Origin of the sequence: Rhodococcus globerulus NBRC 14531 (assembly GCF_001894805.1) — a bacterium.
GTDB classification, from domain to species: domain Bacteria; phylum Actinomycetota; class Actinomycetes; order Mycobacteriales; family Mycobacteriaceae; genus Rhodococcus_F; species Rhodococcus_F globerula.
Genome location: NZ_BCWX01000002.1, coordinates 1,008,324 through 1,033,146, shown reverse-complemented (window position 1 = coordinate 1,033,146; position 24,823 = coordinate 1,008,324). Strand labels below are relative to the sequence as shown.

Sequence of the window (24,823 nt, the reverse complement as noted above, 5' to 3'; positions counted from 1 at the left end):
CAGCTTGTACCGCGCGGCATATCGGTCGTGACTGTCGGCAACTTCTGGGGTCGTAATCGAGTGCAGAAGTCAGGAATTTGCGTCGATCACCACTTGCGGAATATCGGTGCCGAGCGGGACGGCCGTACACGGTGCGTGCCGCTCGGCATCGGGATCGAGCGAGGTGCGGATGATGTCGATCACGTAAGGGTCGTACGGCATCCGGAAGTGCCCGGTCAGGTTCTGCGGGCACAGGTCCTGCAGGACGATGTTCTCGGCGCCTGAGTCCCGCAACGCGATGTTGCCTGACGGTTGGATCACTTCGTCGACCTGCGAGCCGATGGTGGTGTATCGCACCCCTGGCACGGTGTCGCCGCCGTTGTTGAGGCTGCGTAGCAGATCCGATCCCTCCATCTGCTCGCGCACGGCAACCGAGAAAGTGTCCTCGACAAATTCTTCGCCGCCGGGTATTGCCCGAACGAGCGGCACGAGCCCGAACATCACACCGCCGTACGTCGGCGAGGCCAGCCCGATCCAGTGGTCGACAAACTGCGAACCACCAAGTTTGTTGGTGTAGTACCGAGTTACCGTGGCGCCCTGCGAGTACCCGATGACATCGACGCGATCAGCGCCCGTCCTCGATCTCACCTGATCGACAAAGGCACTGAATTCGCTTGCACTCGAGACGATGTCGCCGACGCCGAAGGTATCTTCCTCAGGATCCCCGCCGTAGTTGAGAACAAAAACGCAATAGCCATCGGCAGCGAGGGCAGGCGCCACAGCCGCCCAGTCGGTGTACGCCTGAGTGTCCGTGCCATGTGCAAGCAACACCGGACGTGGATGCTCGGCCGTGGGCCTGCAGTCGAAATTATTGGACCCGGCCGGCGCCGAATCGGGGCGAGTCTCTGCATATGCGGTTGCCGCGTGACGGCTTATCTGTGCCGGTCCGACGTGTGTGGGAACGCTCGCCCCGGACTGCGCGCCGGCAACACTTGGTAGCGCCACCAGACAGGCGCTAGCCAACACCAATCCTGCAATTCTTGTTCTACCCGACATAGTTCAGCACTCCCGCCCCGATCCCGATCCACACCAAGGCCAATCATAAGTGCAGACGAACACGCATCCCTAGCTGGTCACTGCCGGCTTCCGGATGAAGAACGAACCTGCCACCGCGATCAGGGATATGACGCCACCCCACATGAATGCGGTGTGGATACCCGATTGCTGAGCAGCGATGTCAGTCGCACCATCGGCGAGTTGGGAGGCGGCTGTGTTCGACATGATCGTGACGAACAACGCGGTTCCCGCCGCACCGGCCAACTGCTGACCGGTATTGAAAATCGCACTGCCGTGGGAATACAACTCCGACGGGACCGATCCGAGCGACGACGTCATCAGCGGAGTCATCACCAATGCCAGACCCACCATCAGCATCGAATGGATGCCGACAACCATCGGCAAGCCGGTCTCCGTGTCGAGGAGCGTCATCAGCCACAACGCGGCGCTGACCACGACGACACCGGGGATGACCAGCGGGCGCGGACCGACGCGGTCGAAGACCCGACCGACGAACGGTGCCAGAATGCCCATGAGCAAACCACCGGGGAGAAGCAACAAACCGGTCTTCAACGTGTCGAGGCCGAGCACATTCTGCAGGTACAACGGCAGCAGAATCAGCGCACCGAACAGGGCCATCATGCTGATCGCCAACATGGCCAATCCGATGCTGAACGTCGGCGTGAGGAATGGCCGCATGTCCAGGAGGGCGCGCCCGTCCTCTTGCCGCGACAACTGACGCAGAACAAACACGACCAGCGCCACGACACCGACAACCAGCGGTACCCACACCGGCACGCCGGATCCCTCGGCGGAATGTCCGAGACTACCGAGTCCGTAGACGATGCCACCGAATGCCAACGCGGACAATACAACCGACAACCCGTCGAACGGTGCTGCGCCGGTAGTGGTGAGGTTCTTGACCAACGCGGAGCCGATGGCAAACGCAACCAGGGCGATCGGCAACACAAGCCAGAACATCCAGCGCCAGTCCAGCGATCGCAGGATCACACCGGAGAGTGTCGGACCGATCGCCGGAGCGACGGCGATCACGATGGAGATGACGCCCATCATGGCGCCGCGCTTATGAGCGGGAACAACACGCAGGACCGTGGTCATGAGGAGTGGAAGCATGATGGCGGTACCACCGGCTTGGATCACTCGACCCGCCAGAAGAAGTTCGAATCCGGGTGCGGACGCCGCGAGGAGCGTGCCGACGCTGAAGAGCGTCATCGCTGCTGCGAATACTTGCCGGAGAGTGAATCGCTGGAACAGGTAGCCCGTCGTCGGAATCACGACGGCCATGGTCAGCATGAATCCAGTGGTCAGCCACTGTGCTGTGCTGGCGGTGATATCCAGGTCCACCATCAAACGTGGCAGTGCCACGCTCATGATCGTCTCGTTGAGGATCATCACGAACGCTGCGACGACCAGCACGGTGATCAACAATTTGCTACCGCGGTCGAGGTCAACCGATTCCGGTTGGGCTTCCGTCTCTTGAATATGCATGCGCTACTGAGAACTCTCTGGTCTTAGAAGACAAATCAACTTATTTAACTGACAATATCAATCATCTTGAGAGTCACTGTCAAGTTGATTTCGGCTGGTAAGTTGAGCCGCATGGAGGACTGCGGATGACCACACACGACAGCGTCAAGGTCCCCGCGGCAAAACGCGCTCCCGACCTGCGGGAACGCCGCCGCCAGGAAACTCGCCTCGAGATATCCCGGGCCGCTCTGGAACTTTTCGAACTCCACGGCTCGTCGGCGACGACGGTTGACGAAATCGCGCGCCGCGCCGGAGTCTCGCCCAGCACATTTTTTCGATGCTTCGCCACCAAGGAAGACTCGGCCCTCAGCGTCGAGGTCGAGTTCGAGACGGAAATCGTCGAATGGCTCGATGCGATCCCTGCCGACGACGTGACTCTGACAGGGATGCAGGAAATCTACGGGAACATCATCGAGAGACTGGAGGCCTCTCCTGACAGGCGAGATCGAATACTGCGAGTTCGACGCCTCCTCGCATCCGACCCCCATCTGTGCGCATCGTCATTTGCCACAGAATCCATGGCACTGATCCAACTGACGGACCGAGTTGCCATCAAACTTGGCGGCGAGAATGCCCGCCCTTACGCTCGACTACTCGTCGAAAGTGCCGCGATGACAACACGTATCGCGGTCGATACCTGGGCAGAACGCCTGGACAACGGCGCCGAGGCTGATCTGGCACAGATTTACCGGAGCACGTGCGAAGATCTGCGACGCGCCGCAGCGAGCTGATCGACAGCGAGATCAGGCAGACGAAGTCGGGGAATCGACAGCGCGGGCCGGTCCCATGTTGCGCGAGAACATGATCCCGACAAGAAGGACCAATCCTGAAACTGCGATGAACCAACCAGTCCGGTGCAGACCAGCGTCGTCGATCTGATGACCGGCCGTTACCTGCAACACCACAACCGCAAGATTCGCGCCGATGAACGCGACTGTGCGGTAAACGCCGATCGCAGCACCAACTTCGTCCACGGTTGTCACCGCATTGATCAGGCTTTGATTGCCGATGTTGTTGAAACCGTTCGGTATACCAAGTACCGCGGCAACAAGGAGAAGCACCAAGACCGGTGCAGTCGAGCTTTCGACCGAAGCGATCAACACCCCGCCGACCAGCAGCGCACACGTACCGACAAACAGAGTGCGACGGGCGCCGTACCGCCGGTATGTGCGAGACCCGATCATGGTGGCCACCACGCTGACCCCCGCGACGGGCAGCATCGTCAAGCCGGCCTCGATCGGGCTCATCCCCCGCGCGTACTGCAGCCATTGCGGAATTCCGAAAAAGACGCAGTAGAAGCACGTGTACGTGAGCAATGTCCGACCCAGAGTGGCACTGAGCGCGCGGTTACGTGCCAGGGCCTCGACATCCAGAAACGGCTCCGGAGCGCGGTGCTCCCACCAGACAAAGAGACCGAGTCCCGTCACCGCAACGGGAAGCAGCCACCACGTCGGGTTCCCCGGCAACGAAACCAGCAGCACCATCGTCGACGTGATCGTCACGAGGAACAATCCGATTCCGACCACATCGAGAGCATGGAGCGCTTCCCGAACCGACACTCGCCCACCGCCGGCAAAGCCCACGTCAGCACGCATAACCACAACAGCACTGAGCACTACGACGGGAAGATTCACCCACAGGATCGATTGCCACCCGAAAGCCCCCACAAGGAGACCACCGACAGTGGGACCAAGAGCTGCAACGGACTGACTGCAGACAACCAACGTTGCAATCGCTGTACGCGGCTGGCGCCCGTAGCGCTCGGAGTAGCTGCGGACCATGGTCATCGCGTTGGGCATGTGGGCTGAAATGCCGAATCCGAGGATCACGTACGCACCGATCAACCAACCGACATTCGGGGCAAGCATCCCGACGCACGATCCGATGGCGACCAGGGCTAAGCCTCCGAGAAATACCCGACGAGCGCCCAGCAATGCACCGAGCCGACCCATCATGGGGGCACCAACAGCGGTCGTGATGTACATCGCGGAGATGATCCAGGAAACGCCGCCGTTCGAACCGAACTGAGCGGCGATACCAACAATTGCCACGGCAATCATCGACGAATTCAGCGGTTGCAGAATGCTGCCGGTCGCTGCCGCACCACTCACCCGGAACGGAACAGGCAAGGCCTTGGTATCTGCCTGGTCCTCGACGGCGGTCATGCGCGCATCACTGACTCCTGCGCCGGTGTTGTATCGGTCGACTCAGCCGCACGCCGCAGCAAACGTCCTGCGAGATAAAGCAACTCACGTTCGACGTCGGTGAACTCCTCCGTCAGCACGGACGTAAGCCATTCACTACGGGCGGCGCGGTCCACGTCCAGGGTCCTACGGCCGATGTCCGTGATCGAGATCAAACTCGCGCGAGCATCATGTGGATCGACGGTGCGCGTCACCATCCCCTTCTCCTCGAGGAGAAGCACAGTACGCGCAATGGTTTGCGGGACTACCCGCTCCAAATCGGCAAGCGCACGCGCACTCATCGCGCCCACCCGATCCAGATGCGCAAGTGCCTGCAGTTGGGTTGGAGTCAACAAATGCCCGGAACTCTTCGTCCGAATCCTTCGACTGAACAGCGCCACGTCTTCCCGCAGCCGGTCGGCACGTTCGTCCATGCGATTCTCCCTAGTCTCATTAGCCAGGGTAGCTGCTTATTTCTTCTAAGGTCTTGGATGTGAGCTGTCTCTATCGAAATTTTTTCAACAGACTATCTGTCAAATTTTGTGTTCAACAGACTATCTGTCAAATTTTGTGAGGTGACATGACGTTGCGAGCCACCCCTATGGACTCCGGTACGCACCCATCCAATTGTGGATCAACAAAACCTGCCAACTCATGGCCTACGGAACCTGGAACCAATACGAGGTTGTACGTCAGCACCCGGGTTTCGCCGAACTAGCCGGATTGATCGGGCAAGACCACCATTCCACCGCAAAAGGTTTCGCAATCGCCGACGTCGATCTCGACGAACTTTGGCACGTTGTGCTGCGTTGTGCGATCGAAATCAACAGGTCCGACGCTTAAGACAGCAAACCCGGGAGACCACGCAGGGGCTCCCGGGATTGCGACTAAATATTCAGTTGGTAGACCTGCTTACAGCAGCTCCGAAAATTACAGCAGCTCGGAGATTTCCTCGGCGATCTGCTCGGGGGTGACCGTCGACTCGAACCGGCGAACTACCGCTCCGTCACGATCGACGAGGAACTTCGTGAAGTTCCACTTCACTTCGTCGGTACCGATCGCCTCGGGGCGCGTCTTGCTGACATGCTCGAACAGGAATCCGATTTCGGGCCCGAATTCACCGGGTGCCTCGCTGCGGAGGTGCTCGTACAGCGGGTCCGCGTTGTCGCCGTTGACCTCGATCTTTGCGTACACCGGGAAGGTGACGTTGTAGGTCGTGCTGCAGAACTCCTGGATCTCAGCGTCCTGGCCAGGCTCCTGATCTCCGAACTGATTGCTCGGGAATCCGATGACCCGAAGGCCGCGGTCCTTGTTCTCCCGGTACAGGGCATCGAGGCCCTCGTACTGCGGTGTGAATCCACACTTGCTTGCCACGTTGACGACCAACAGAAGGTTGCCCTTGTACTGGCTCAGATCCTCGGTGGATCCGTCGGCAGCCTTGACGGCAAAGTCGTGGACACTCATGAACTCTCCTGATTATCGAAGTGATTATATTGCTACCCAAGGTAGTTCATGCTTCGCCGGCGATAGTGACCGGACACACCAACACGAGTGCCGCACTCAACTGTCGGTATCGGTGGACCCGTCGTCGGCAAGAACGCGATACAACGCTCGACGCGCTTCGATCAGAACATCGGCAGCGGCCTTGACCTGCGCTGGTGTACCCACTGCGGCGACCTGACCGGCAGCACCCATCAGTTGCCCGATCAGCTCACGCAGATCCTGCTCGGGAGCGCCGACGCTGTCGCGAACCTCGTCCCACGGTGCACCGAGATCCGCCCGGTGCTGCTCGACGTACGCGGCACCTTCCTCGGTGAGTTTTGCAGTCTTCCGTCCGGCGACCTTGTCGATGATCACGAGGCCTTCGTCTTCGAGTTGCGACAGTGCGGGGTAGATCGATCCCGGACTCGGCTTCCACACTCCGCCACTGCGTTCGACGATCTGTTGAATCAGTTCGTAGCCGTGCATCGGTTCTTCGGCAATGAGGAGCAGAACAGCCGCGCGAACGTCACCTCGACGCCCGCGCCCGCCGCGTCCGCGCCCACGTCCGAAGTGCGCGCCGGGACCGAACCCTGGGCCAGGTCCGCCGTCGGGCCCGAACCGCCCTCGACGATGCCCGCGCCCACGGTCGCCGTCGGGAAAATGCCTGTCCATTGTTGCTACCCTTCGCCGATATCGCTGATAGTTCGACGATATATCGCACAGATCGAAGGTGCAATGTCTCGAGCAGTATCAGCCCACCGTCGAGCGCAGTCCGTCTGCGAGTTTTTCCAGTGCGTCGATCTCGCGGATCCCTGGATCCATCTCGGCCCCGGACAATGTGACGTAGTTGCGGTTCCGCACGGCAGTCATCTGCGCGGTCACCGGATTCGATTCGAGAAAGGCGATTTTTGTTTCCAACGAATCACCGTCTACTCGCCGACGGTGAAGGTCACCGAGCACCAACACATCCGGGTCGCGGTCGGCTACCGCTTCCCAACTCACTTCCGGCCAGTCGTCGGACAGATCCGCAAATACGTTGACGGCGCCTGCCTCGTCGGCAAGAAGACCTGGGGCCGAACAACATCCGGCCATGTACGGAGCCTCGAGTCCGGAGAACCAGAAAGCGAGCGTTCTTCCCGAACCGGCAACACCGGCCGCCGCTTCCGATAGCCGCGACTGCAGTTCGGCAATCAACTCTGCGCCACGATCCTGCACGTCGAAGATCGCCGCCAGCTCACGAATCTCCCGGTACAGCGTGTCGATGGTCAGAGTCGCGGTACGCGAGACGTTCTCCCCCTCCACGACGGCATCGGTACAGACAGACGGCGACTGATACGTGGGAACTCCCAGTTCCGCGAATCGGGAGCGTTCCGCAACAACGGCTGAGGTGAAGGTGTGGGCGCTCGCCGACGTCACCAGATCGGGTTCGGTGTCGAGTACCACTTCGAGCGACGCGTCATTGTCGGCCAGTCTCGGCACCAGGTCGTTCTGGGCCGCGAGAGGAGCGAGAACAGGATCGAACCAGGTGGAGGTGCCTACCATCCGGTCGCCGAGACCGAGCGAGAGCAAAATCTCCGTCGCACTCTGGTACAGCGACACAGCTCGTTGCGGCGCCGAATCGAATGTCACTGACACACCACAATTTTCGAGTGTCAACGGGTAAGTTGTAGGGCCCGCTGCATCAGCAGCAACGGTAGTCGGGGTCGCGGCGTCCGGCGCAGTAGCGCTGGAGCACCCGGTCAGTAGTGCGGTGGTGCAGAGCAATCCGGTCGCGGCAGTGAGTGCGCGCGTCAGTGGTGCGGTGGGCACGGAAAGTCGTCCTTCGATCAGGGGCTCGGTCGCGGAGCCCGACATGTGGCAATCGCCATCCTCGATGTGGTGCCGGACGAGTATTCGGACTCGTGGGAAATCCCATCGCCGTTGCGCGTCAGTTCCGGATTCTCACCGGTATTCCCTCGTCAGACAGTGGTCAGTATAGGCAGCACACATCCGCAATCATGCAAAGCGCCAGGCCACCAAGAAATTTCTCAGCCGATTCGACGCGGGTCAATCTGAATACGCACAGGTCCGGAGGATTTTCGGGCGCTCCGGGCTGCGCGAGCATGAGCTAGAGCGTCAGCCAGTGCCCGGCCGTCCTTGCGCGGCACTCGAATCAGCAGACGCTCGGGAGCTACGCCCGCCTCGTCCTCACCGGAATACGGAAGCCTCTCCCCCGCAGGCAATTCCACAGGCCCGAGGAGAACCGCGCTCGCAGGCAGATCGGCAGAAGCGACCAGTTCAGTAATCGCGGCGCTACCACCGTCGATGGCCGCCAGATGGACGGCAGGCGGAAAGCCGACCTCGTCGCGTTCGTCGAACTGACTGCGGGCGTGCCCAACCGGATCCCACCGGACCAAAGCCTGAACTGTCGGGATTCCCGAATCCGCGACCACTACTACCTCGCCACCGTCGGACAGTGGAATCACCAAGGCGGCGGCAGACATCCAGCGCCGCAGAGTCTCTTCCTCGGCGCGAAGATCTGCGCGCCCGAGCAATGCCCACCCGTCGAGCAACAAAGCAGCACCATAGCCCCCGGTCATCACCGGTTCCGCGCCGACGGTCGAGACCACCAGCGCCGGGCCCTGGGCAACTTCCTTGACCACATCGCCGCCACCGGACAGCACAACCTTCACCCCGGGGAACGCGCGACCGAGTTCCTCAGCTGTTCGGCCCGCCCCGACCACAACGGCACGCAACGCCTTGGCTCCACACGCATGGCATCGGTAGGCCGCGTCGGCGACGCCGCACCAGCGGCACTCGGGAATTCCGGCACCGTCGGGACCTGCTGCAGATGGCAACGCCAACGGTCCGTTGCAACGGCGGCACCGCGCCGGCGCCCGGCACTTCCCGCACGCGAGTGTCGGAACGTACCCACGACGCGGCACCTGCACCAACACGCCACGGCCGTCGGCCAATGCTCGCCTGGCCGCGGCAAAAGCGATCGCCGGCAACCGTGCTGCCCTCGCACCGGGGTCGCGGGCCAACGCGTGATCACTATCCGCCAATGCGGTGATCTTGGGTGAGCAGTGCCTGACCACATCCCGAGCGGCGACCAAATCGTGGGCCCACCCCGAATCGACGAGCACCTGAGACTCCGCAGTTCGGGAGAAACCGCCGATCACCACGGCGCACCCGGCCACATGCGCCCGCAATACCGCGGACTCACGGGCGTGCGGGTAGGGCGAGCGGGGCTCGGACAGGTTGTCGTCGCCGTCGTCCCACACGACAACAAGGCCGGTGTCCGGCGTGGGGGCAAAAACGGAGCTTCGCGTGCCGACGACGATGCGGGCGCTTCCGCGAAGGGCCGCAAGCCACCGCCGATAGCGCATAGCCGGGCCAAGTCCCGCTGAAAGTCCTACTACCGCTTCAGGTCCGGATACTTTCTCGCAGGCGGCAAGAACTCGATCTAGATCACGCTGATCCGGAACGACGATGACCGCACTCTTGCCTGCCGCCGCTACCGAACCGGCGAGTTCCGCCAACCGCAGTGGCCAATCCTCACCGGGCAACGCCTGCCACACCGCTCGCGGAGCACGCAGTTCGCGGACAGCGGTGACAAACGCGTCGCCGTACTGATAGAGGTGCCAGCCTCGTTCGTCCAGTGTGGGCGCGGCGATGTCACCGCTGAGTTCCCACGGCTCGCCTTCCACCTTGGCGTGACGCGGCGGAACGGCTAGTCGAAGCACGTCGGCCCGGGTGCCTGCATAGCGTTCGGCAACGCGGTCGACCAGTTGCGCTATCTCGGCAGTGAGGACTCGCTCGGCCGAAATGACACGTTCGAGCCACCCGAATTTGCCCTGATGATCGCTGGTCGCCTCGCGGGAGACGATGAACCCGTCGACCAGACGACCAGCAAAGCGGATGCGCACCCGTACACCGGGTTGCGCATCCGCTTCGAGTTCACGGGGAACGAGGTAGTCGAACTCTCGGTCGAGGTGGGCGAGCGGGAGCATCGGGAGCACCCGGGCAACCGGATCAACCTCTGCCGCTACTCTTTCCGCGCCCACCCGCGCCCCGTCTGTACGTCAGTTATCAGAGACCTGCTGCGCTGCGCAGCTTGTCCGCACGATCCGTGCTCTCCCACGGGAGATCGATGTCGGTGCGTCCGAAGTGACCGTACGCCGCAGTCTGTGCGTAGATCGGACGAAGCAGATCGAGATCGCGGATGATCGCTCCGGGCCGCAAGTCGAATACCTCGGTGATGGCCTGCTGGATCCGAGCCGGGTCGGTCTTCTCGGTACCGAACGTCTCGACGAACAAGCCGACGGGAGCAGCCTTGCCGATCGCGTAGGCAACCTGAACTTCGATGCGATCGGCGAGGCCGGCCGCAACGGCGTTCTTGGCAACCCAGCGCATTGCGTATGCCGCACTGCGGTCGACCTTTGACGGGTCCTTGCCGGAGAATGCGCCGCCGCCGTGGCGAGCCATTCCGCCGTAGGTGTCGACAATGATCTTGCGTCCGGTCAGACCGGCGTCACCCATCGGGCCACCGAGCACGAACTTGCCCGTCGGGTTGACGAGCAGACGCACGTCGGAGGTGTCCAGATCAATGACATTGATGTCTGCCAGTACCGAGTTGAGCACCTTCTCGCGAAGGTCCGGGGTGAGCAGGTTGTCGAGGTCGATGTCTGCGGCGTGCTGGGTGGAGATGACGACGGTGTCGAGACGAACCGGCTTGTCACCGTCGTACTCGATGGTGACCTGAGTCTTGCCGTCCGGACGCAGGTACGGCAGGACGCCGCTCTTGCGAACCTCGGTCAGACGACGCGACAAGCGATGAGCCATCGCGATGGGAAGCGGCATCAGTTCCGGCGTATCAGTGGTGGCGTAGCCGAACATCAGGCCCTGATCGCCGGCGCCCTGACGGTCGATTTCGTCGTCGAGAGTTCCGTCGACCCGAGCTTCGTGCGAATGATCAACGCCCTGAGCAATTTCCGGGGACTGAGCACCGATCGCGACGTTGACACCGCACGAGTTGCCGTCGAAGCCCTTGGCAGAGCTGTCGTACCCGATCTCGAGAACTGTGTCGCGGACGATCTTGGGGATGTCGGCGTATGCCGTGGTCGTGACCTCACCGGCGACGTGAACCTGGCCAGTGGTGACGAGTGTCTCCACGGCGACGCGGGCACGCGGATCCTGCGCGAGGATCGCGTCGAGGATGGAGTCGCTGATCGCGTCACAGATCTTGTCCGGGTGCCCCTCGGTGACGGACTCGCTGGTGAATAGCCGACTGCCGGACTTGCTCACAGATCTCCCTCTCGACGCCTTGAGTTCATGACTACAGCTTATTGAAATAACACGACCACCGTGTGGTGGCCGTTTTGTCGCTTATTCAGGGTGTAGCTGCGCCGACGATATCCGTTGAACGCTCGGCGCAACACCCTTACGCTCACCCGAAACGGGTGAGAAGCCCCTCACCCCTCTACGGGAATAACGTAATGAGCGCATCCAGCACGCGGCTGGCCATCAACGCTTTCGAACCGTGTTCCAGTGCCGCCTCGGATCCGTCGGAGCCGAGAAGCCAACCGTCGTTGTGATCAACTTCGAATGCCTTGCCCTCGCCGACTGCGTTGACCACAAGGAGATCGCAGCCCTTACGAGCAAGTTTCGAACGGGCGTAACTCAGGACGTCACCGTGTGCGTCACCGGTCTCAGCCGCAAATCCGACGATGACGGTGTCCGCGGCAAGGTCACCGGCCCGACGCGATTCGACGAGGCCGGCAAGGATGTCCGCGTTGCGCGTCAGGGGGATCGAGTCGGGTTCGTTTGCACCCTTCTTGATCTTGCTTCCCTCCACCGTGGTGGGCCGGAAATCGGCGACGGCAGCGGCCATGATGATGCCGTCCTGCCCGGGGGCATGCTTCTCGACGGCCAATCGAAGATCTTCGGCGGTCTTGATGTGGACGACGTCGACAGCTGCTGGATCCGCTAGATCGGCCGTGTATCCGGCGATCAGCGTGACCTGTGCACCTCGCTGCGCGGCCAGGCGAGCCAGGGCGTACCCCTGCTTGCCCGAACTGCGGTTGCCGAGGAAACGAACCGGGTCGAGCGGTTCGCGGGTACCACCGGCGGTGACCAGAACTCGACGACCTTCGAGGTCACGAGGCAAAGCGTCGCTGCGCTCGAGGAGCAACGACGCGAGGCCCACGATCTCGTCGGGTTCGGGCAAGCGACCAGCACCGGTGTCCTTGCCGGTCAATCGTCCTGATGCCGGTTCGATCACGTGGACTCCGCGCGAACGCAGGGTCGCGACGTTGGACACCGTTGCGGGGTGTTCCCACATTTCGGTGTGCATCGCCGGAGCGAAGACGACGGGACAACGAGCGGTCAACAATGTTGCGGTCAACAGATCGTCAGCTCGGCCCATGACGGCACGTGCCATCAGATCGGCCGTAGCCGGCGCGATGACAACAAGGTCCGCTTCCTGCCCGAGTCGGACATGCGGCACCTGCGGTACATCGGCGAAGACACCGGTGTGCACCGGATTGCCGGAGAGCGCCTCGAAAGTTGCTCTGCCGACAAATTCCAGTGCGGACTCGGTGGGAATCACGCGAACGTGGTGACCACTCTCGGTGAAGCTGCGGATGATCGCGCACGCTTTGTACGCCGCGATACCCCCGCCGACACCGACAACGATGCGTTTACGCGCCGTACCGGAAGTTTCCGCTACTCCCCCGGTGCCCGAAACCGATTCGGGAGCGGCAGACGACGTGCTCACTCGCCTTCGGTGTGCTCGAGCAGATCAGCGTGGATTTCGCGCAGCGCGATGGAAAGCGGCTTTTCCTGCAGGCCCGGCTCGACGAGGGGGCCGACGTACTCGAGGATGCCGTCACCGAGCTGGTTGTAGTAATCGTTGATCTGGCGAGCACGCTTGGCCGAGTAGATGACCAGGGCGTACTTCGAGGAGGTGCGTTCGAGCAACTCGTCGATCGGCGGGTTGGTGATGCCGAGCGGAGTGTCGTAGGCAGGCAGAGCGCCCTGGCTTGCGGCGGATGCGGCTGAAGTGCTGCTCACTCTTGTGTCTCCTGAATTAGATCTTGAATGAAGGCCTACATGAATCGATTTTATGCACCTGGATGGATGAAAATCAGTTCCCAACCAACAAGGATACCAACTCATCGCAAGCACGGCTTACATCCTCGTTCACGATGACCGTGTCGAACTCGTCCTGGGCGGCCAATTCGACTCGCGCCGTCTCCAAGCGCCTCGCGACGACCTCGTCGGATTCGGTGCCTCGCCCGGTGAGTCGCTGGACGAGAACATCCCAACTCGGCGGAGCCATGAACACCAGGAGAGCTTCGGGTTTTGCCTTGCGTACCGCACGGGCTCCGGCCAGATCGACCTCGACCAGTACGGGTCGTCCTGCTTCGAGAGCTTCTTCGACGGGAGCCGCTGGTGTGCCCGATCGCTGCAGTCCGCCGTGAATGTCGGCCCATTCGAGGAGCTCACCGGAATCGATCATCCGCTGAAACTCGTCGCGAGTGGTGAAGCGGTAGTCCTTGCCGTCCACCTCACCCGGGCGAGGATCGCGGGTCGTTGCCGACACGCTGAACATCAACTCGGGCAACCGAGTCCTCAGTTCGCGGACCACACTCGACTTACCGACAGCCGAGGGGCCGGCTAGTACAACCAGCCGACCCCTCCGCACTGCAGTCTTGCTCTCTGACACAGCCTCAGCACTCATAAGAAACTGTTTTCGCAGCGCTCATCACTACTGTTGCGCCAGTTTTTCTCACGGTTCGACTCAGACCTCGAAGTCGAACTTGGTGAGCAGAGCCCGACGCTGACGATCACCGAGGCCGCGGATGCGACGGGTCGGAGCGATCTCCAGCTCGGTCATGATCTCCTGAGCCTTGACCTTGCCCACCTTCGGCAAAGCCTCGAGCAGTGCAGAAACCTTCATCTTGCCCAAGATTTCGTTGTCTTCGGCGTCCTTGAGGACCTCTTTAAGGTCGGTGCCGCCACGCTTCAGGCGCTCCTTGAGCTCAGCCCTGGCCTTGCGGGCAGCAGCTGCCTTCTCCAAAGCAGCAGCGCGCTGCTCATCAGTCAACTGGGGAAGGGCCACGGTTCCTCCGTCTCGTCGTGTGCAAATTTTGTCTATTCCACTGGATAACCAGCAGCGATAGCGACCGTACTCACGCCTGGCGCGAATTGCTAACCCACCCCCCGCGGTCCGGTGCAGATCACGGTGGGTTATGCGCTCTGAAACGTATCTCGAAATCGATGTGCACGACAGCGCTATCTCGACCGAAACAAAACAACATGGACGTTAATATGATTGCGAAAACTATTGTAACACAGGGCTTTTCGGTAAATCTACCGAATAGCACCCAAGGTTGCCCCAGGCGTCGGCCGCACCGCCACCAAACGTGCCCGGTGCCACAGTCAAATTTTTCGACGCAATTCGACGCGTTTGCGCGTGTCGCGAGCGAAACTCACGCAGAAAGCGAAGATTTCGGATCGCCGGCGCTCGCGTCGGCACCGGCATTTCGGTCCGCACCCGGTACGACCAACGCTACGAGGACAGCAAACGCAACCCAGAGTAAAGAATTCTCCAAGACAAAGCCGACAACCGGGACGTCGAGGTCTGCGCCGACGCGCGGCAACCGGAACAGCACCACTGCTGCAGTCAGTGCAGCGGCGGCCAACGACCAGGCGGGAATCGTGCTCCTCCCCCGCGGCGGCGTCAAGAGCACGCCAACGGCTGGCACCAGCCACACGAAATGATGGGTCCACGCGATAGGTGTCACTACAGCGGCAAGCAGCGCGACCACGGTAAACGCCGCCAGATCCCCGCGTAAGCGCTGTACACGCCGAGTCGCAAGAATCCCCAGCCCGGCAAGAACAACACACGCAGCCAGCCACACAGGCCCCACCATGGCGTCGGGAAGCACCCGCAGCGCCATTCCACGGAGCGACTGATTTCCGAAGACCGCCGGGTCTCCCACGGCGACGCGTCCCGACAGCGATGCGATGTCACCGAAGTAGTCGAGGCTCGCTCGTGGCAGTATCGCGAAACCTACGGCGGTTGCTCCCGCGAAACCCGCAGCGCCGCCCGCAAAGGCCTTCCACTTCCCGGTGATGACGTAGTAGCCGAGGTAGACGATGGGCACGAGTTTGACAGCTCCGGCTATGCCGACCAGGACGCCCTCGGGCAGCCACTTCGGCCGCGCGAGGACGTCGATCAGGCACAGGAACGTCAGAAACAGTCCAACCTGCCCGTACCCGAGGTGATCCGAAATCGGCGACGCAATCGTCCACAGAATCAGGAATCCCACGTACACCGACAGCGGTCGCTTACGTGTGAGCGGCACTCCCCGGTAGCTCAGTACGATGATCGCGGCCAGCATCAGAAGACTGATGAAACTCCACGTCCACTGCATGAAACCCCAGGTGCCGATCGCCACCGGGACGGCAACGACGGCGGCAAACGGTGGATACGTGAACGGCAATCGGGCGTTGAACGAGCCGTCGTAGAGGTTTGTGCCATCCAAGACGGCCTGCCCGGCCGTCCGGTACACCGCGAGGTCGTCGCCGTGTACACCGGTCAGAGCCTGAAACGCGGTGGCCAACAACCCACACACCACAACAAGCACCCCGACGCGCCACCAGCGACGCGTCCACAATCCGTCCAATCCACTCACCGCAGGACGGTACCACCGCGATCCGACACCACTGGATACGTCGTGATCGCTCACGGATCAGTTCGCCAACGCTGCTTCGATCTCGTCCCGATCACGCATGGCTGCCTCGCGGAGCGCCGAGATAGACGGTCCGTACTTGAGAACACCGCGCGACGAGTTCGGCAGGAGCAACTCCGTCGAACCGGCAAAGATCTCGGCCAGATCGGCGGCTGTCGCACCTTGAGCGCCGAGTCCCGGAGCCAGGATCGGACCGTTGAAGTCGGTCAGGTCCAAGCCGTGATCGCGAGTAGCGCCTACAACCAGTCCGACAGTGTCACGGCCGTCTGCGTTGGCGGCAACGGCGTCGTCGACAATCGACTGCGCCACCGACACACCGCCAGCAGAAGATTGCTGCAATCCGCCGCCCTCGGGGTTGGACGTGCGCGCGAGCACGAAGATTCCGCGCGCGTGCTCGCGGGCAAGGTCCAGTGCCGGAGCCAAGGCGCCGAACCCGAGGTACGGCGACACCGTCACCGAATCCGAGGTCAGCGGCGATTCACCGAGCCACGCCTGTGCATACGCATCCATGGTGGAACCGATGTCGCCGCGCTTGGCGTCAGCCACGACGAGCGTCCCGGCGTCGCGAAGAGCCGCGATCGTGCGTTCGAGCACGGCGAATCCTGCGCTGCCGTACGCCTCGAAAAAAGCAACCTGCGGCTTCACGAGTGCAACTTCACCGGTGAACGCTTCGACGCAGATGTCCGCGAACTTCGCCAAGCCGTCAGCGGAACGGGGCAAGCCCCACGCGTCGAGAAGAGCTGGATGCGGGTCGATGCCCACACACAGCCGCCCCCGGTCCGCAGTCGCGGACCGAAGGCGCTGACCCCAACTGAGGGTCACGACTGTGCGGACGGTTGACGCAGTCCGGCGTGCAGTTCCTGCAAGGAGTGAACGCCGATGTCGCCGCGCAGAACAGCTTCGATGCCCTGAACGGCAGCCGAAGCGCCCTGCACTGTCGTGATGCACGGAATGTTCGACGCCACAGCGGCACTGCGGATCTCGTAGCCGTCGACGCGTGGGCCGGAGTTGCCGTACGGGGTGTTGATGATCATGGCGACCTCACCGCTGCGGATCTGGTCGACGATGGTCACAGCACCCTCAGGCACCTCTTCACCGGACTGCTTGTACACGTTGGTGCACTCGATACCGTTGCGGCGCAAGACCTCTGCGGTGCCGTCTGTCGCGAGGATCGTGAAGCCCAGGTCCGCAAGACGCTTGACCGGGAAGATCAGCGAACGCTTGTCCTTGTTGGCAACCGAGACGAATACGGCGCCTTCGGTGGGCAGCGATCCGTAGGCAGCGGTCTGCGACTTGGCGAAGGCAGTGCCGAAGTCGAAGTCGATGCCCATGACCTCGCCGGTGGACTTCATTTCCGGGCTCAGCAGGGTGTCGACACCGGTTCCGTCGGCGCGGCGGAACCGGTTGAACGGCAGTACTGCTTCCTTGACCGCGATCGGTGCGCCGGCCGGGGTGTTTCCGCCGTCGCCCTCTGCAGGCAGGATTCCGCTGACCCGCAGTTCGGCGATCGATTCGCCGAGCATGACGCGAGCACAGGCCTTGGCCAACTGCACAGCCGTCGCCTTGGAGACGAACGGGACGGTGCGGCTGGCGCGCGGGTTCGCCTCGAGGACGTAGAGGATGTCGTCCTTGAGTGCGTACTGCACGTTGAGTAGGCCCTTGACGCCGATTCCCTTGGCCAGAGCCTCGGTGGAGCGGCGAACGTTCTCGAGGTCTGCACGGCCCAGCGTGATGGGCGGCAGCGCACATGCCGAGTCACCGGAGTGGATGCCGGCTTCCTCGATGTGCTCCATGACGCCCGCGAGGTACACCTCGGTGCCGTCGCAGAGAGCGTCGACGTCGATCTCGACCGCATCTTCGAGGAAGCGGTCGACCAGCACGGGGCGGTCGTCGGAGATTTCCGTGGCCCGGGAGATGTAGTTGGCGAGTGAAGCCTCGTCGTACACGATCTCCATGCCGCGTCCACCGAGCACGTACGACGGACGCACCAGCACCGGGTAGCCGATGCCTGCCGCGATGTCGCGGGCGCCGTCGAACGTGGTGGCTGTACCGAACTTCGGTGCGGGCAGACCGGCTTCGGTCAGCACTCGACCGAACTCGCCGCGATCCTCGGCGAGGTCGATGGCAGCGGGGCTGGTTCCGACGATCGGAACGCCTGCAGCTTCGAGGCGCTTGGCCAACCCGAGCGGAGTCTGGCCACCGAGCTGGACGATGACGCCGGCAACGGTGCCCGACTGTGCTTCGGCGCGGTAGACCTCGAACACGTCCTCGAACGTGAGCGGCTCGAAGTACAGGCGATCAGCGGTGTCGTAGTCCGTCGAGACGGTCTCGGGGTTGCAGTTGACCATGACGGTCTCGTAGCCGGCCTCGGACAGAGTCTGCGCAGCGTGGACACACGAGTAGTCGAACTCGATGCCCTGACCGATGCGGTTGGGGCCTGATCCGAGGATCAGGACCTTGGGACGCTCGGTCTGCGGGGCGACCTCGGACTCGGCGTTGGGGTCGAGTTCGTACGTCGAGTAGTGGTACGGCGTCTTGGCTTCGAACTCTGCGGCGCACGTGTCGACGGTCTTGTAGACCGGGCGGACACCGAGCTCGTCACGCAGAGCGCGAACACCGTCCTCGCCGCCGAGTTCGGGGCGCAGGGCCGCGATCTGACGATCCGAAAGACCGTGATACTTGGCCTGACGCAACGCAATTTCATCGAAAGTTTCTGCAACGCGCAGCTTTTCACCGAGTTCGTGGATCTGCTGGAACTGATCGAGGAACCACGGGTCGATCTTCGTGGCGTCGAAGAGCTGCTCGATGGTGGCGCCGAGGGCAAATGCCTTCTCGATGCCGTACATGCGGCCGTCCTGCGGAACGCTGATATCGGCAAGCAGAGCTTCGAGGCTCTCGGTTTCAACCTCGGGGCCCGTCCAGTAACCCGCACGCTTGGTCTCGAGCGAGCGCATGACCTTGCCGAATGCCTCGGTGAAGTTGCGGCCGATGCTCATTGCCTCACCCACCGACTTCATCGTGGTGGTCAGAGTTCCGTCGGCGCCGGGGAACTTCTCGAACGCAAAGCGAGGAGCCTTGACGACGACGTAGTCGAGCGTCGGCTCGAAGCAGGCCGGGGTTTCCTTGGTGATGTCGTTGACGATCTCGTCGAGCGTGTATCCGATGGCCAGCTTGGCGGCCATCTTCGCGATCGGGTACCCGGTCGCTTTCGATGCCAGTGCCGACGAACGGGAGACGCGCGGGTTCATCTCGATGACAACCAGGCGGCCGTCGGCCGGGTCCATCGCGAACTGGATGTTGCAGCCGCCGGTGTCGACGCCCACCTCACGCAGGATGTCGATGGAGAGGTCGCGCATTGCCTGGTACTCGCGGTCGGTCAGCGTCATCGCCGGGGCGACCGTGACGCTGTCGCCGGTGTGGACACCAACCGGGTCGACGTTCTCGATGGAGCAGACGATCACGACGTTGTCGCGACTGTCACGCATGAGTTCGAGTTCGTATTCCTTCCAACCGAGGATGGATTCCTCGATCAGGACGTTGGCGGTCGGCGATGCAGCCAGACCGCCGCCGGCGATCCGGTTGAGATCGTCGACGTTGTACGCCATACCGGAACCGAGGCCGCCCATGGTGAAGGAAGGGCGTACGACAACCGGGTAGCCGAGTTCGGCAACCGTGGCGTGTACTTCGTCCATCGTGTAGCACACAGCCGACTTCGCGGATTCGCCGCCGACCTTGGCAACGATGTCCTTGAACTTCTGGCGATCCTCGCCGCGCTGGATGGCGTCGAAATCGGCACCGATCAGCTCGACGTCGTACTTCTCGAGGATGCCCTGCTCGTGCAGCGCCACAGCGGCGTTGAGAGCGGTCTGACCGCCGAGCGTCGCGAGGACGGCGTCGATCTTGTTGCCCTGCAACGCTTCCTTGGCGATGACCTTCTCGAGGAACTCGGCCGTGATCGGCTCGACGTAGGTAGCGTCGGCGAACTCGGGGTCCGTCATGATGGTGGCCGGGTTGGAGTTGACCAGGCTGACGCGCAGGCCCTCCTCCTGGAGGACGCGGCAAGCCTGGGTGCCCGAGTAGTCGAACTCGCAGGCCTGACCGATGACGATCGGACCGGAGCCGATTACCAGGATGTGCTTGAGATCTGTACGGCGTGGCATTAGTTCTTGACTCCGGTTTCTTTCCGTGCGGAGAGCAGGCTGGTGAAGCGGTCGAAGAGATACGCGGCGTCGTGCGGGCCGGCTGCGGCTTCCGGGTGGTACTGCACCGAGAAGGCCGAATCGTCGAGCAGGCGAACACCTTCGACGGCTCCGTCGTTGGCGCAGGTGTGGCTTACCACGGCGCGACCGAACGGGGTGTCGAATTCCTGGCCGGCTTCACCTTCGAGTGCGAAGCCGTGGTTCTGAGCGGTGATCGCGATGCGACCCGTCTGATGCTCGATCACCGGGATGTTGATGCCGCGGTGGCCGAACTTCATCTTGTACGTGCTCAGGCCGAGGGCGCGGCCCAGGATCTGGTTGCCGAAGCAGATACCGAACAGCGGCAAGCCCTGTCCGATGACCTCTTTCGTCAGGTGCACTGCGCCGTCGGCGGTGGCCGGGTCGCCCGGGCCGTTGGAGAGGAACACACCGTCGGCCTTGAGGTCGAGGATCTGCTCGAGGCTCGCGTTGGACGGCAGTACGTGGACGCGAATGCCGCGCTCGGCGAACATGCGCGGGGTGTTCGTCTTGATACCGAGGTCGATGGCGGCAACCGTGTACAGCGCCTCGCCGCCCTTCGGCTCGACGATGTAGCCGCTGGTGGTGCTGACCTCACCGGCAAGATCGGCGCCGAGCATGGTGGGCTGATCCTGAACCCGTCGGACCAACTCGTCGTCGGCGGCGATGGCCTCACCGGAGAAGATTCCGGCCTTCATCGAACCGCGAGTACGCAGGTGACGCACCAGGGCGCGAGTGTCGATACCGGCGATGCCGACAATCGACTGCTCTTCGAGCTTGGCCTGCAGCGAACCCGTCGCGCGCCAGCTCGAGGTCACCCGGGAGGGGTCACGAACGACGTATCCGGCAACCCAGATCTTCGCGCCGGCGCTGTCCCCGGTCGGTCCGACGGACTCGTCGTCCTCGTCGTTCCAGCCGGTGTTGCCGATCTGTGGCGCAGTGGAGACCACGATCTGGCGGTGGTAGCTGGGATCGGTGAGCGTTTCCTGGTAGCCGGTCATGCCGGTGCTGAACACCGCTTCGCCCAGCGTCTGTCCAACCGCGCCGAAGGTGGTTCCGCGGAACACCCGTCCGTCTTCGAGGACCAGTACTGCGGGGCTGCTGTCAAAGCCGCTCATGCGTTCTTTCCGTTCTGCTCGATGTCGCCAGAGCTTGCGTCTTCATTGTTGTTCGTCTTGTTCGAAGCAGTAACCGGCTTGACCCAGTCCGGGTACACCATTTTGTCGTCGCCGCGCACGCCCGTGTCGATCTCGGTTCCGCTCGGCAACTCCCAGCGGATGACCAGGACCCCGTCCTTGCTCATGACCTTGCCTGCGAGACCGCTCTCGGTGCGGATCGCGCGGATCGACTTCTCGGGGATCCAGATAGCGGACGCCCCGTCACGCTCGACCAGGATGCCGTTGGAGTAGCGACTGATCTCGCAGGTCGCCCGGAATCCGAGATCTCCGACCGCAATGCGGTCCTGCCAGCTGGGCGCGATGGTGCTACCGACGTACAAGCCGGTGGTCGGCATGACCAGCAATTCACCCAACGTCGCCGGCACCGTGGGCAGCTCGCCGATCTTGTCTTTCTGTCGTCGGGCGCGGCCACGCCAGCCGATGAACATCAAACCGATCATCGCGGCCCAGAAGACCACCAGACCGACAATCCACAGAACTCTTTCCATCTCCATGACGCCTACTCCTTGCTGCTCAGCAGCCGCGGCGATCCGTCGTGTGCAGTAACGCGGCCACGTAACAGTGTGGTCGTGACCCGAGCAGGCAATGTCATCGACTCATACGGAGTGTTACTCGCGACACTCGCCAGTGCCTTGCCGTGCACGGTCCATTCTGCGGAGGGATCGATCAACGTCAGGTTGGCCGGCTCCCCTACCTCGATGGGGCGGCCCTGATCGTCGAGGCCGACAATCGCTGCGGGACGCTCACTCATGACGCGAGCAACGCCGCGCCAGTCGAGCAGTCCGGGCTCCACCATCGTTTGCACGATGATCGAGAGCGCCGTCTCGAGGCCGAGCATGCCGGGGCGCGCAGCGGCGAACTCGCAGCACTTGTCCTGCTCGGCGTGCGGAGCGTGATCGGTGGCCACGCAGTCGATGATGCCCTCGGCCAGGCCCTTGCGCAGGGCAGCAACATCGCTGGCCTCACGAAGTGGCGGGTTGACCTTGTTGATGGCGTCGTACGTCTCGAGACGCGAATCGTCGAGCAGCAGGTGGTGTGGGGTGACCTCGGCAGTGATCGAAATACCCTGTCCGCGAGCCCACTTGACGAGTTCGACGGTTCCCGCTGTCGACGCGTGGCAGATGTGGACCCGGGCGCCGGCGTCACGGGCAAGGAGTGCGTCGCGGGCAACGATGGACTCTTCCGCGGCGCGTGGCCAGCCGGCCAATCCGAGGCGAGCGGCCGTCGGGCCCTCGTGGGCAACTGCGCCGACCGTCAAACGCGGCTCCTCGGCGTGCTGCGCGATGAGAACGCCCAGCGAGCTGGAGTATTCGAGCGCGCGGCGCATGATCAGCGGGTTGTCGACGCAATGACCGTCGTCGGAGAACATCTTGACCTTGCCGACACCTGCGGCCATGGTTGCCATCTCGGCGAGCTGCTTGCCTTCGAGGCCGACAGTGACAGCTCCGACGGGATGGACGTCGACGAGGCCGACTTCCTGGCCACGTCGCCACACGTGATCGGTGATGACCACGGAATCGGCGACAGGGCTGGTGTTCGCCATCGCGAAGACTGCGGTGTATCCACCCAGAGCGGCTGCCGCAGAACCTGTTTCGATGGTTTCCGTGTCTTCACGACCGGGTTCACGCAGATGCGTGTGCAGGTCGACAAATCCGGGAAGCAGGATCTGACCACTGCCGTCGATCACCTCGGATGCGGTGGCCGGATCCAGGTTCACGCCGATCTCGAGAATGACTCCGTCGCCGACGCGGACGTCGACGGCTTCCCCTTCTCCGTAGATCAGTACGCCGCGGAGCAGGACACTCACCGGTGATTCTCCGTTCTGATTGCTTGTCACATCGCACCGTCCTCTGAACCGACCAGAAGCCGGAACAAGACAGCCATGCGCATGTGCACACCATTGGTAACCTGCTGCAGCACAGCAGCTTTGGGGGAATCTGCGACGGCCGAGGCAATTTCCATGCCGCGCAGCATCGGGCCGGGGTGCAGGACCACCGCGTGATCGGCCAGCATTCCGAGACGCTTCTCGGACAGGCCGTAATTGATCGAATACTCGCGCTGCGACGGGAAGAATCCGCCGTTCATGCGTTCGGCCTGGACCCGCAGCATCAGGACTGCATCGAGTCCGGGCAGTTCCGCGTCGAGTGAATGCGAAACGGTGACCGGCCACGTGTGTGCGCCGATCGGCAGCAGCGTCGGCGGGGCAACGAGGACAACCTCGGCGCCGAGCATCGACAGAAGCAACGCGTTGGAACGCGCGACACGACTGTGCAGGATGTCGCCGACAATGGCGATCCGCTTGCCCTCGATGTCGCCAAGACGTTGACGCAAGGTCAGAGCGTCGAGCAACGCCTGCGTGGGATGTTCGTGAGTGCCGTCGCCGGCGTTGATGACCGCGGGGCCACCGTCCGATGCGGTGCCGGTCCACTGGGCGATCTGATGAGCTGCGCCCGACGCGGGGTGACGAACGATCAGAGCGTCGGCGCCGGCAGCACGCAGTGTCATCGCGGTGTCGCGAAGCGATTCACCCTTCGACACCGACGAGCTGGATGCACTGACGTTGATGACGTCGGCGCTCATCCACTTACCGGCCACCTCGAAGGACACCCGAGTGCGGGTGGAGTTCTCGAAGAACACCGTCATCACTGTGCGGCCACGAAGTGTCGGGAGCTTGTGAACTTCACGGCCCAGGAGTGCCTGCTCGAAGCGTTCGGCCTCGTCGAGAAGTTCGATCGCGGACTCTCGGTTGAGGTCTGCGATGGAGAGAAGGTGCTTCACGCGCTCTTACCTCCGGAAATGACCACAGCGTCCCGGCCGTCGTGTTCCTGAAGGAGTACCTTGACGTCCTCAGACCTCGCGGTGGGAACGTTCTTGCCGACGTAATCGGCGCGCAGCGGGAGTTCGCGGTGGCCGCGGTCGACCAGGACCGCAAGCTGCACCGCACGCGGGCGTCCCAGGTCACGAAGAGCGTCCAAGGCGGAGCGGACGGTACGGCCGGAGAACAGGACGTCGTCGACGAGTACGACCAACGCGTTGTCGACGCCGCCTTCGGGAACGGAGGTCCGTTCGAGGGGGCGGTGCGGCTTGGTGCGGAGATCGTCACGGTAGAGCGTGATGTCGAGAGATCCGATGGGTGTACGCACACCGGAGAATTCTTCGATCTTGTCGCGAAGACGTGTCGCGATGGTGGTGCCCCTGGTGGGAATACCGATGAGGACGACGCGGGGCGCAGTACCTTCTGGTCCGTCGAGTGCCGTTTTCTCGATGATCTCGTGCGCGATTCGCGCGACGGTCCGGCCCACATCCTGGGCGGACAGCAATTCGCGGGTCTCGGCGTCACTGGCCTGCGTTGTATCTGGACCTGCAAGATCGGATGGGCGAGACCCTTCGGGCACGCTCATACAGCGACCTCCTTCTCCGCCTCACTGGACGGATCGTTA

23 protein-coding genes are annotated in these 24,823 nt (G+C 62.6%); 2 read left to right on the top strand and 21 right to left on the bottom strand.

Annotated elements, in window-relative coordinates; translation table 11 throughout:
• Window positions 1-69: 69 nt before the first annotated feature.
• Window positions 70-1,035 carry an esterase/lipase family protein gene (locus RG2_RS13435; RefSeq protein ID WP_033232142.1) on the bottom strand — a complete coding sequence of 322 codons (966 nt, stop codon included), beginning with the start codon at window positions 1,033-1,035 and terminating at the stop codon, window positions 70-72.
• A gap of 69 nt (window positions 1,036-1,104) precedes the next feature.
• Window positions 1,105-2,544, bottom strand: a complete 1,440-nt coding sequence (locus RG2_RS13430) for an MDR family MFS transporter (RefSeq protein ID WP_033232143.1) — start codon at window positions 2,542-2,544, stop codon at window positions 1,105-1,107.
• Between the two features lie 125 nt (window positions 2,545-2,669).
• Here RG2_RS13430 and RG2_RS13425 point away from each other — a divergent pair, with 125 nt between their 5' ends.
• A complete protein-coding gene (locus RG2_RS13425) occupies window positions 2,670-3,314 on the top strand; it encodes a TetR/AcrR family transcriptional regulator (protein ID WP_051730342.1) in 645 nt (214 codons plus the stop codon).
• A 12-nt stretch (window positions 3,315-3,326) separates the two neighbouring features.
• Here the strand turns inward: RG2_RS13425 and RG2_RS13420 are convergent, their stop codons facing one another.
• Window positions 3,327-4,748 (bottom strand): MFS transporter, encoded by a 1,422-nt coding sequence (locus RG2_RS13420; RefSeq protein ID WP_033232144.1) that lies wholly within the window; start codon window positions 4,746-4,748, stop codon window positions 3,327-3,329.
• A complete protein-coding gene (locus RG2_RS13415) occupies window positions 4,745-5,200 on the bottom strand; it encodes a MarR family winged helix-turn-helix transcriptional regulator (RefSeq protein WP_033232145.1) in 456 nt (151 codons plus the stop codon). Before RG2_RS13415 ends, RG2_RS13420 begins: the two co-directional genes overlap by 4 nt.
• A gap of 220 nt (window positions 5,201-5,420) precedes the next feature.
• On the opposite strand from RG2_RS13415, the gene RG2_RS13410 reads away from it, so the two are divergent.
• The gene (locus RG2_RS13410; protein ID WP_051730343.1) at window positions 5,421-5,609 is read left to right on the top strand and encodes a hypothetical protein; all 189 of its coding nucleotides are present in this window, start codon (window positions 5,421-5,423) and stop codon (window positions 5,607-5,609) included.
• A gap of 87 nt (window positions 5,610-5,696) precedes the next feature.
• On the opposite strand, the gene RG2_RS13405 is transcribed toward RG2_RS13410, so the two are convergent.
• From RG2_RS13405 to pyrR, 17 genes are all read right to left on the bottom strand, one after another.
• Complete coding sequence (locus RG2_RS13405; RefSeq protein WP_033232146.1) at window positions 5,697-6,230, bottom strand: glutathione peroxidase; 534 nt, start codon at window positions 6,228-6,230, stop codon at window positions 5,697-5,699.
• Window positions 6,231-6,326: 96 nt separating this feature from the next.
• Window positions 6,327-6,920, bottom strand: a complete 594-nt coding sequence (locus RG2_RS13400) for a PadR family transcriptional regulator (RefSeq protein WP_045067677.1) — start codon at window positions 6,918-6,920, stop codon at window positions 6,327-6,329.
• Window positions 6,921-6,998: 78 nt separating this feature from the next.
• Entirely contained in the window at window positions 6,999-8,102 is a 1,104-nt protein-coding gene (locus RG2_RS13395; protein ID WP_080711636.1) for an ABC transporter substrate-binding protein, read from the bottom strand.
• Window positions 8,103-8,275: 173 nt separating this feature from the next.
• Window positions 8,276-10,294 (bottom strand): primosomal protein N', encoded by a 2,019-nt coding sequence (locus tag RG2_RS13390; protein WP_174557357.1) that lies wholly within the window; start codon window positions 10,292-10,294, stop codon window positions 8,276-8,278.
• 25 nt (window positions 10,295-10,319) lie between these two features.
• Complete coding sequence (metK, locus tag RG2_RS13385) at window positions 10,320-11,534, bottom strand: methionine adenosyltransferase (protein WP_033232149.1); 1,215 nt, start codon at window positions 11,532-11,534, stop codon at window positions 10,320-10,322.
• A 175-nt stretch (window positions 11,535-11,709) separates the two neighbouring features.
• On the bottom strand, window positions 11,710-13,005 hold the full coding sequence (gene coaBC / locus RG2_RS13380) for a bifunctional phosphopantothenoylcysteine decarboxylase/phosphopantothenate--cysteine ligase CoaBC (protein WP_033232150.1): 1,296 nt from the start codon (window positions 13,003-13,005) through the stop codon (window positions 11,710-11,712).
• On the bottom strand, window positions 13,002-13,301 hold the full coding sequence (rpoZ, locus tag RG2_RS13375) for a DNA-directed RNA polymerase subunit omega (RefSeq protein WP_033232151.1): 300 nt from the start codon (window positions 13,299-13,301) through the stop codon (window positions 13,002-13,004). Before rpoZ ends, coaBC begins: the two co-directional genes overlap by 4 nt.
• 73 nt (window positions 13,302-13,374) lie before the next feature.
• Complete coding sequence (gene gmk, locus RG2_RS13370; RefSeq protein WP_033232152.1) at window positions 13,375-13,971, bottom strand: guanylate kinase; 597 nt, start codon at window positions 13,969-13,971, stop codon at window positions 13,375-13,377.
• 60 nt (window positions 13,972-14,031) lie between these two features.
• Window positions 14,032-14,352, bottom strand: a complete 321-nt coding sequence (gene mihF / locus RG2_RS13365; protein ID WP_033232153.1) for an integration host factor, actinobacterial type — start codon at window positions 14,350-14,352, stop codon at window positions 14,032-14,034.
• Between the two features lie 370 nt (window positions 14,353-14,722).
• A complete protein-coding gene (locus RG2_RS13360) occupies window positions 14,723-15,931 on the bottom strand; it encodes a glycosyltransferase 87 family protein (RefSeq protein ID WP_230590039.1) in 1,209 nt (402 codons plus the stop codon).
• A 57-nt stretch (window positions 15,932-15,988) separates the two neighbouring features.
• A complete protein-coding gene (gene pyrF, locus RG2_RS13355) occupies window positions 15,989-16,810 on the bottom strand; it encodes an orotidine-5'-phosphate decarboxylase (RefSeq protein ID WP_072782525.1) in 822 nt (273 codons plus the stop codon).
• A complete protein-coding gene (gene carB, locus RG2_RS13350; RefSeq protein ID WP_033232156.1) occupies window positions 16,807-20,148 on the bottom strand; it encodes a carbamoyl-phosphate synthase large subunit in 3,342 nt (1,113 codons plus the stop codon). The genes pyrF and carB overlap by 4 nt, the downstream gene beginning before the upstream one ends.
• A complete protein-coding gene (gene carA, locus RG2_RS13345) occupies window positions 20,148-21,323 on the bottom strand; it encodes a glutamine-hydrolyzing carbamoyl-phosphate synthase small subunit (RefSeq protein WP_033232157.1) in 1,176 nt (391 codons plus the stop codon). Before carA ends, carB begins: the two co-directional genes overlap by 1 nt.
• A complete protein-coding gene (locus RG2_RS13340; protein ID WP_033232258.1) occupies window positions 21,320-21,871 on the bottom strand; it encodes a PH-like domain-containing protein in 552 nt (183 codons plus the stop codon). Before RG2_RS13340 ends, carA begins: the two co-directional genes overlap by 4 nt.
• An 11-nt stretch (window positions 21,872-21,882) precedes the next feature.
• Window positions 21,883-23,220, bottom strand: a complete 1,338-nt coding sequence (locus RG2_RS13335) for a dihydroorotase (RefSeq protein ID WP_033232158.1) — start codon at window positions 23,218-23,220, stop codon at window positions 21,883-21,885.
• Window positions 23,217-24,161 carry an aspartate carbamoyltransferase catalytic subunit gene (locus tag RG2_RS13330; protein ID WP_033232159.1) on the bottom strand — a complete coding sequence of 315 codons (945 nt, stop codon included), beginning with the start codon at window positions 24,159-24,161 and terminating at the stop codon, window positions 23,217-23,219. Before RG2_RS13330 ends, RG2_RS13335 begins: the two co-directional genes overlap by 4 nt.
• Window positions 24,158-24,784, bottom strand: coding sequence for a bifunctional pyr operon transcriptional regulator/uracil phosphoribosyltransferase PyrR (pyrR, locus tag RG2_RS13325; protein ID WP_033232160.1), 627 nt, complete (start codon window positions 24,782-24,784; stop codon window positions 24,158-24,160). The genes RG2_RS13330 and pyrR overlap by 4 nt, the downstream gene beginning before the upstream one ends.
• Window positions 24,785-24,823 lie beyond the last annotated feature (39 nt).

Bases quoted from the DNA above. Each gene is read 5' to 3' on its own strand.
- gmk (WP_033232152.1), bottom strand. From the start codon at position 13,971: ATGAGTGCTGAGGCTGTGTCAGAGAGCAAGACTGCAGTGCGGAGGGGT.
- carB (WP_033232156.1), bottom strand. From the start codon at position 20,148: ATGCCACGCCGTACAGATCTCAAGCACATCCTGGTAATCGGCTCCGGT.
- RG2_RS13420 (WP_033232144.1), bottom strand. From the start codon at position 4,748: ATGACCGCCGTCGAGGACCAGGCAGATACCAAGGCCTTGCCTGTTCCG.
- RG2_RS13410 (WP_051730343.1), top strand. From the start codon at position 5,421: ATGGCCTACGGAACCTGGAACCAATACGAGGTTGTACGTCAGCACCCG.
- RG2_RS13425 (WP_051730342.1), top strand. From the start codon at position 2,670: ATGACCACACACGACAGCGTCAAGGTCCCCGCGGCAAAACGCGCTCCC.
- pyrR (WP_033232160.1), bottom strand. From the start codon at position 24,784: ATGAGCGTGCCCGAAGGGTCTCGCCCATCCGATCTTGCAGGTCCAGAT.
- RG2_RS13415 (WP_033232145.1), bottom strand. From the start codon at position 5,200: ATGGACGAACGTGCCGACCGGCTGCGGGAAGACGTGGCGCTGTTCAGT.
- RG2_RS13400 (WP_045067677.1), bottom strand. From the start codon at position 6,920: ATGGACAGGCATTTTCCCGACGGCGACCGTGGGCGCGGGCATCGTCGA.
- carA (WP_033232157.1), bottom strand. From the start codon at position 21,323: ATGAGCGGCTTTGACAGCAGCCCCGCAGTACTGGTCCTCGAAGACGGA.
- RG2_RS13340 (WP_033232258.1), bottom strand. From the start codon at position 21,871: ATGGAAAGAGTTCTGTGGATTGTCGGTCTGGTGGTCTTCTGGGCCGCG.
- RG2_RS13395 (WP_080711636.1), bottom strand. From the start codon at position 8,102: ATGTCGGGCTCCGCGACCGAGCCCCTGATCGAAGGACGACTTTCCGTG.
- RG2_RS13435 (WP_033232142.1), bottom strand. From the start codon at position 1,035: ATGTCGGGTAGAACAAGAATTGCAGGATTGGTGTTGGCTAGCGCCTGT.
- RG2_RS13405 (WP_033232146.1), bottom strand. From the start codon at position 6,230: ATGAGTGTCCACGACTTTGCCGTCAAGGCTGCCGACGGATCCACCGAG.
- RG2_RS13430 (WP_033232143.1), bottom strand. From the start codon at position 2,544: ATGCATATTCAAGAGACGGAAGCCCAACCGGAATCGGTTGACCTCGAC.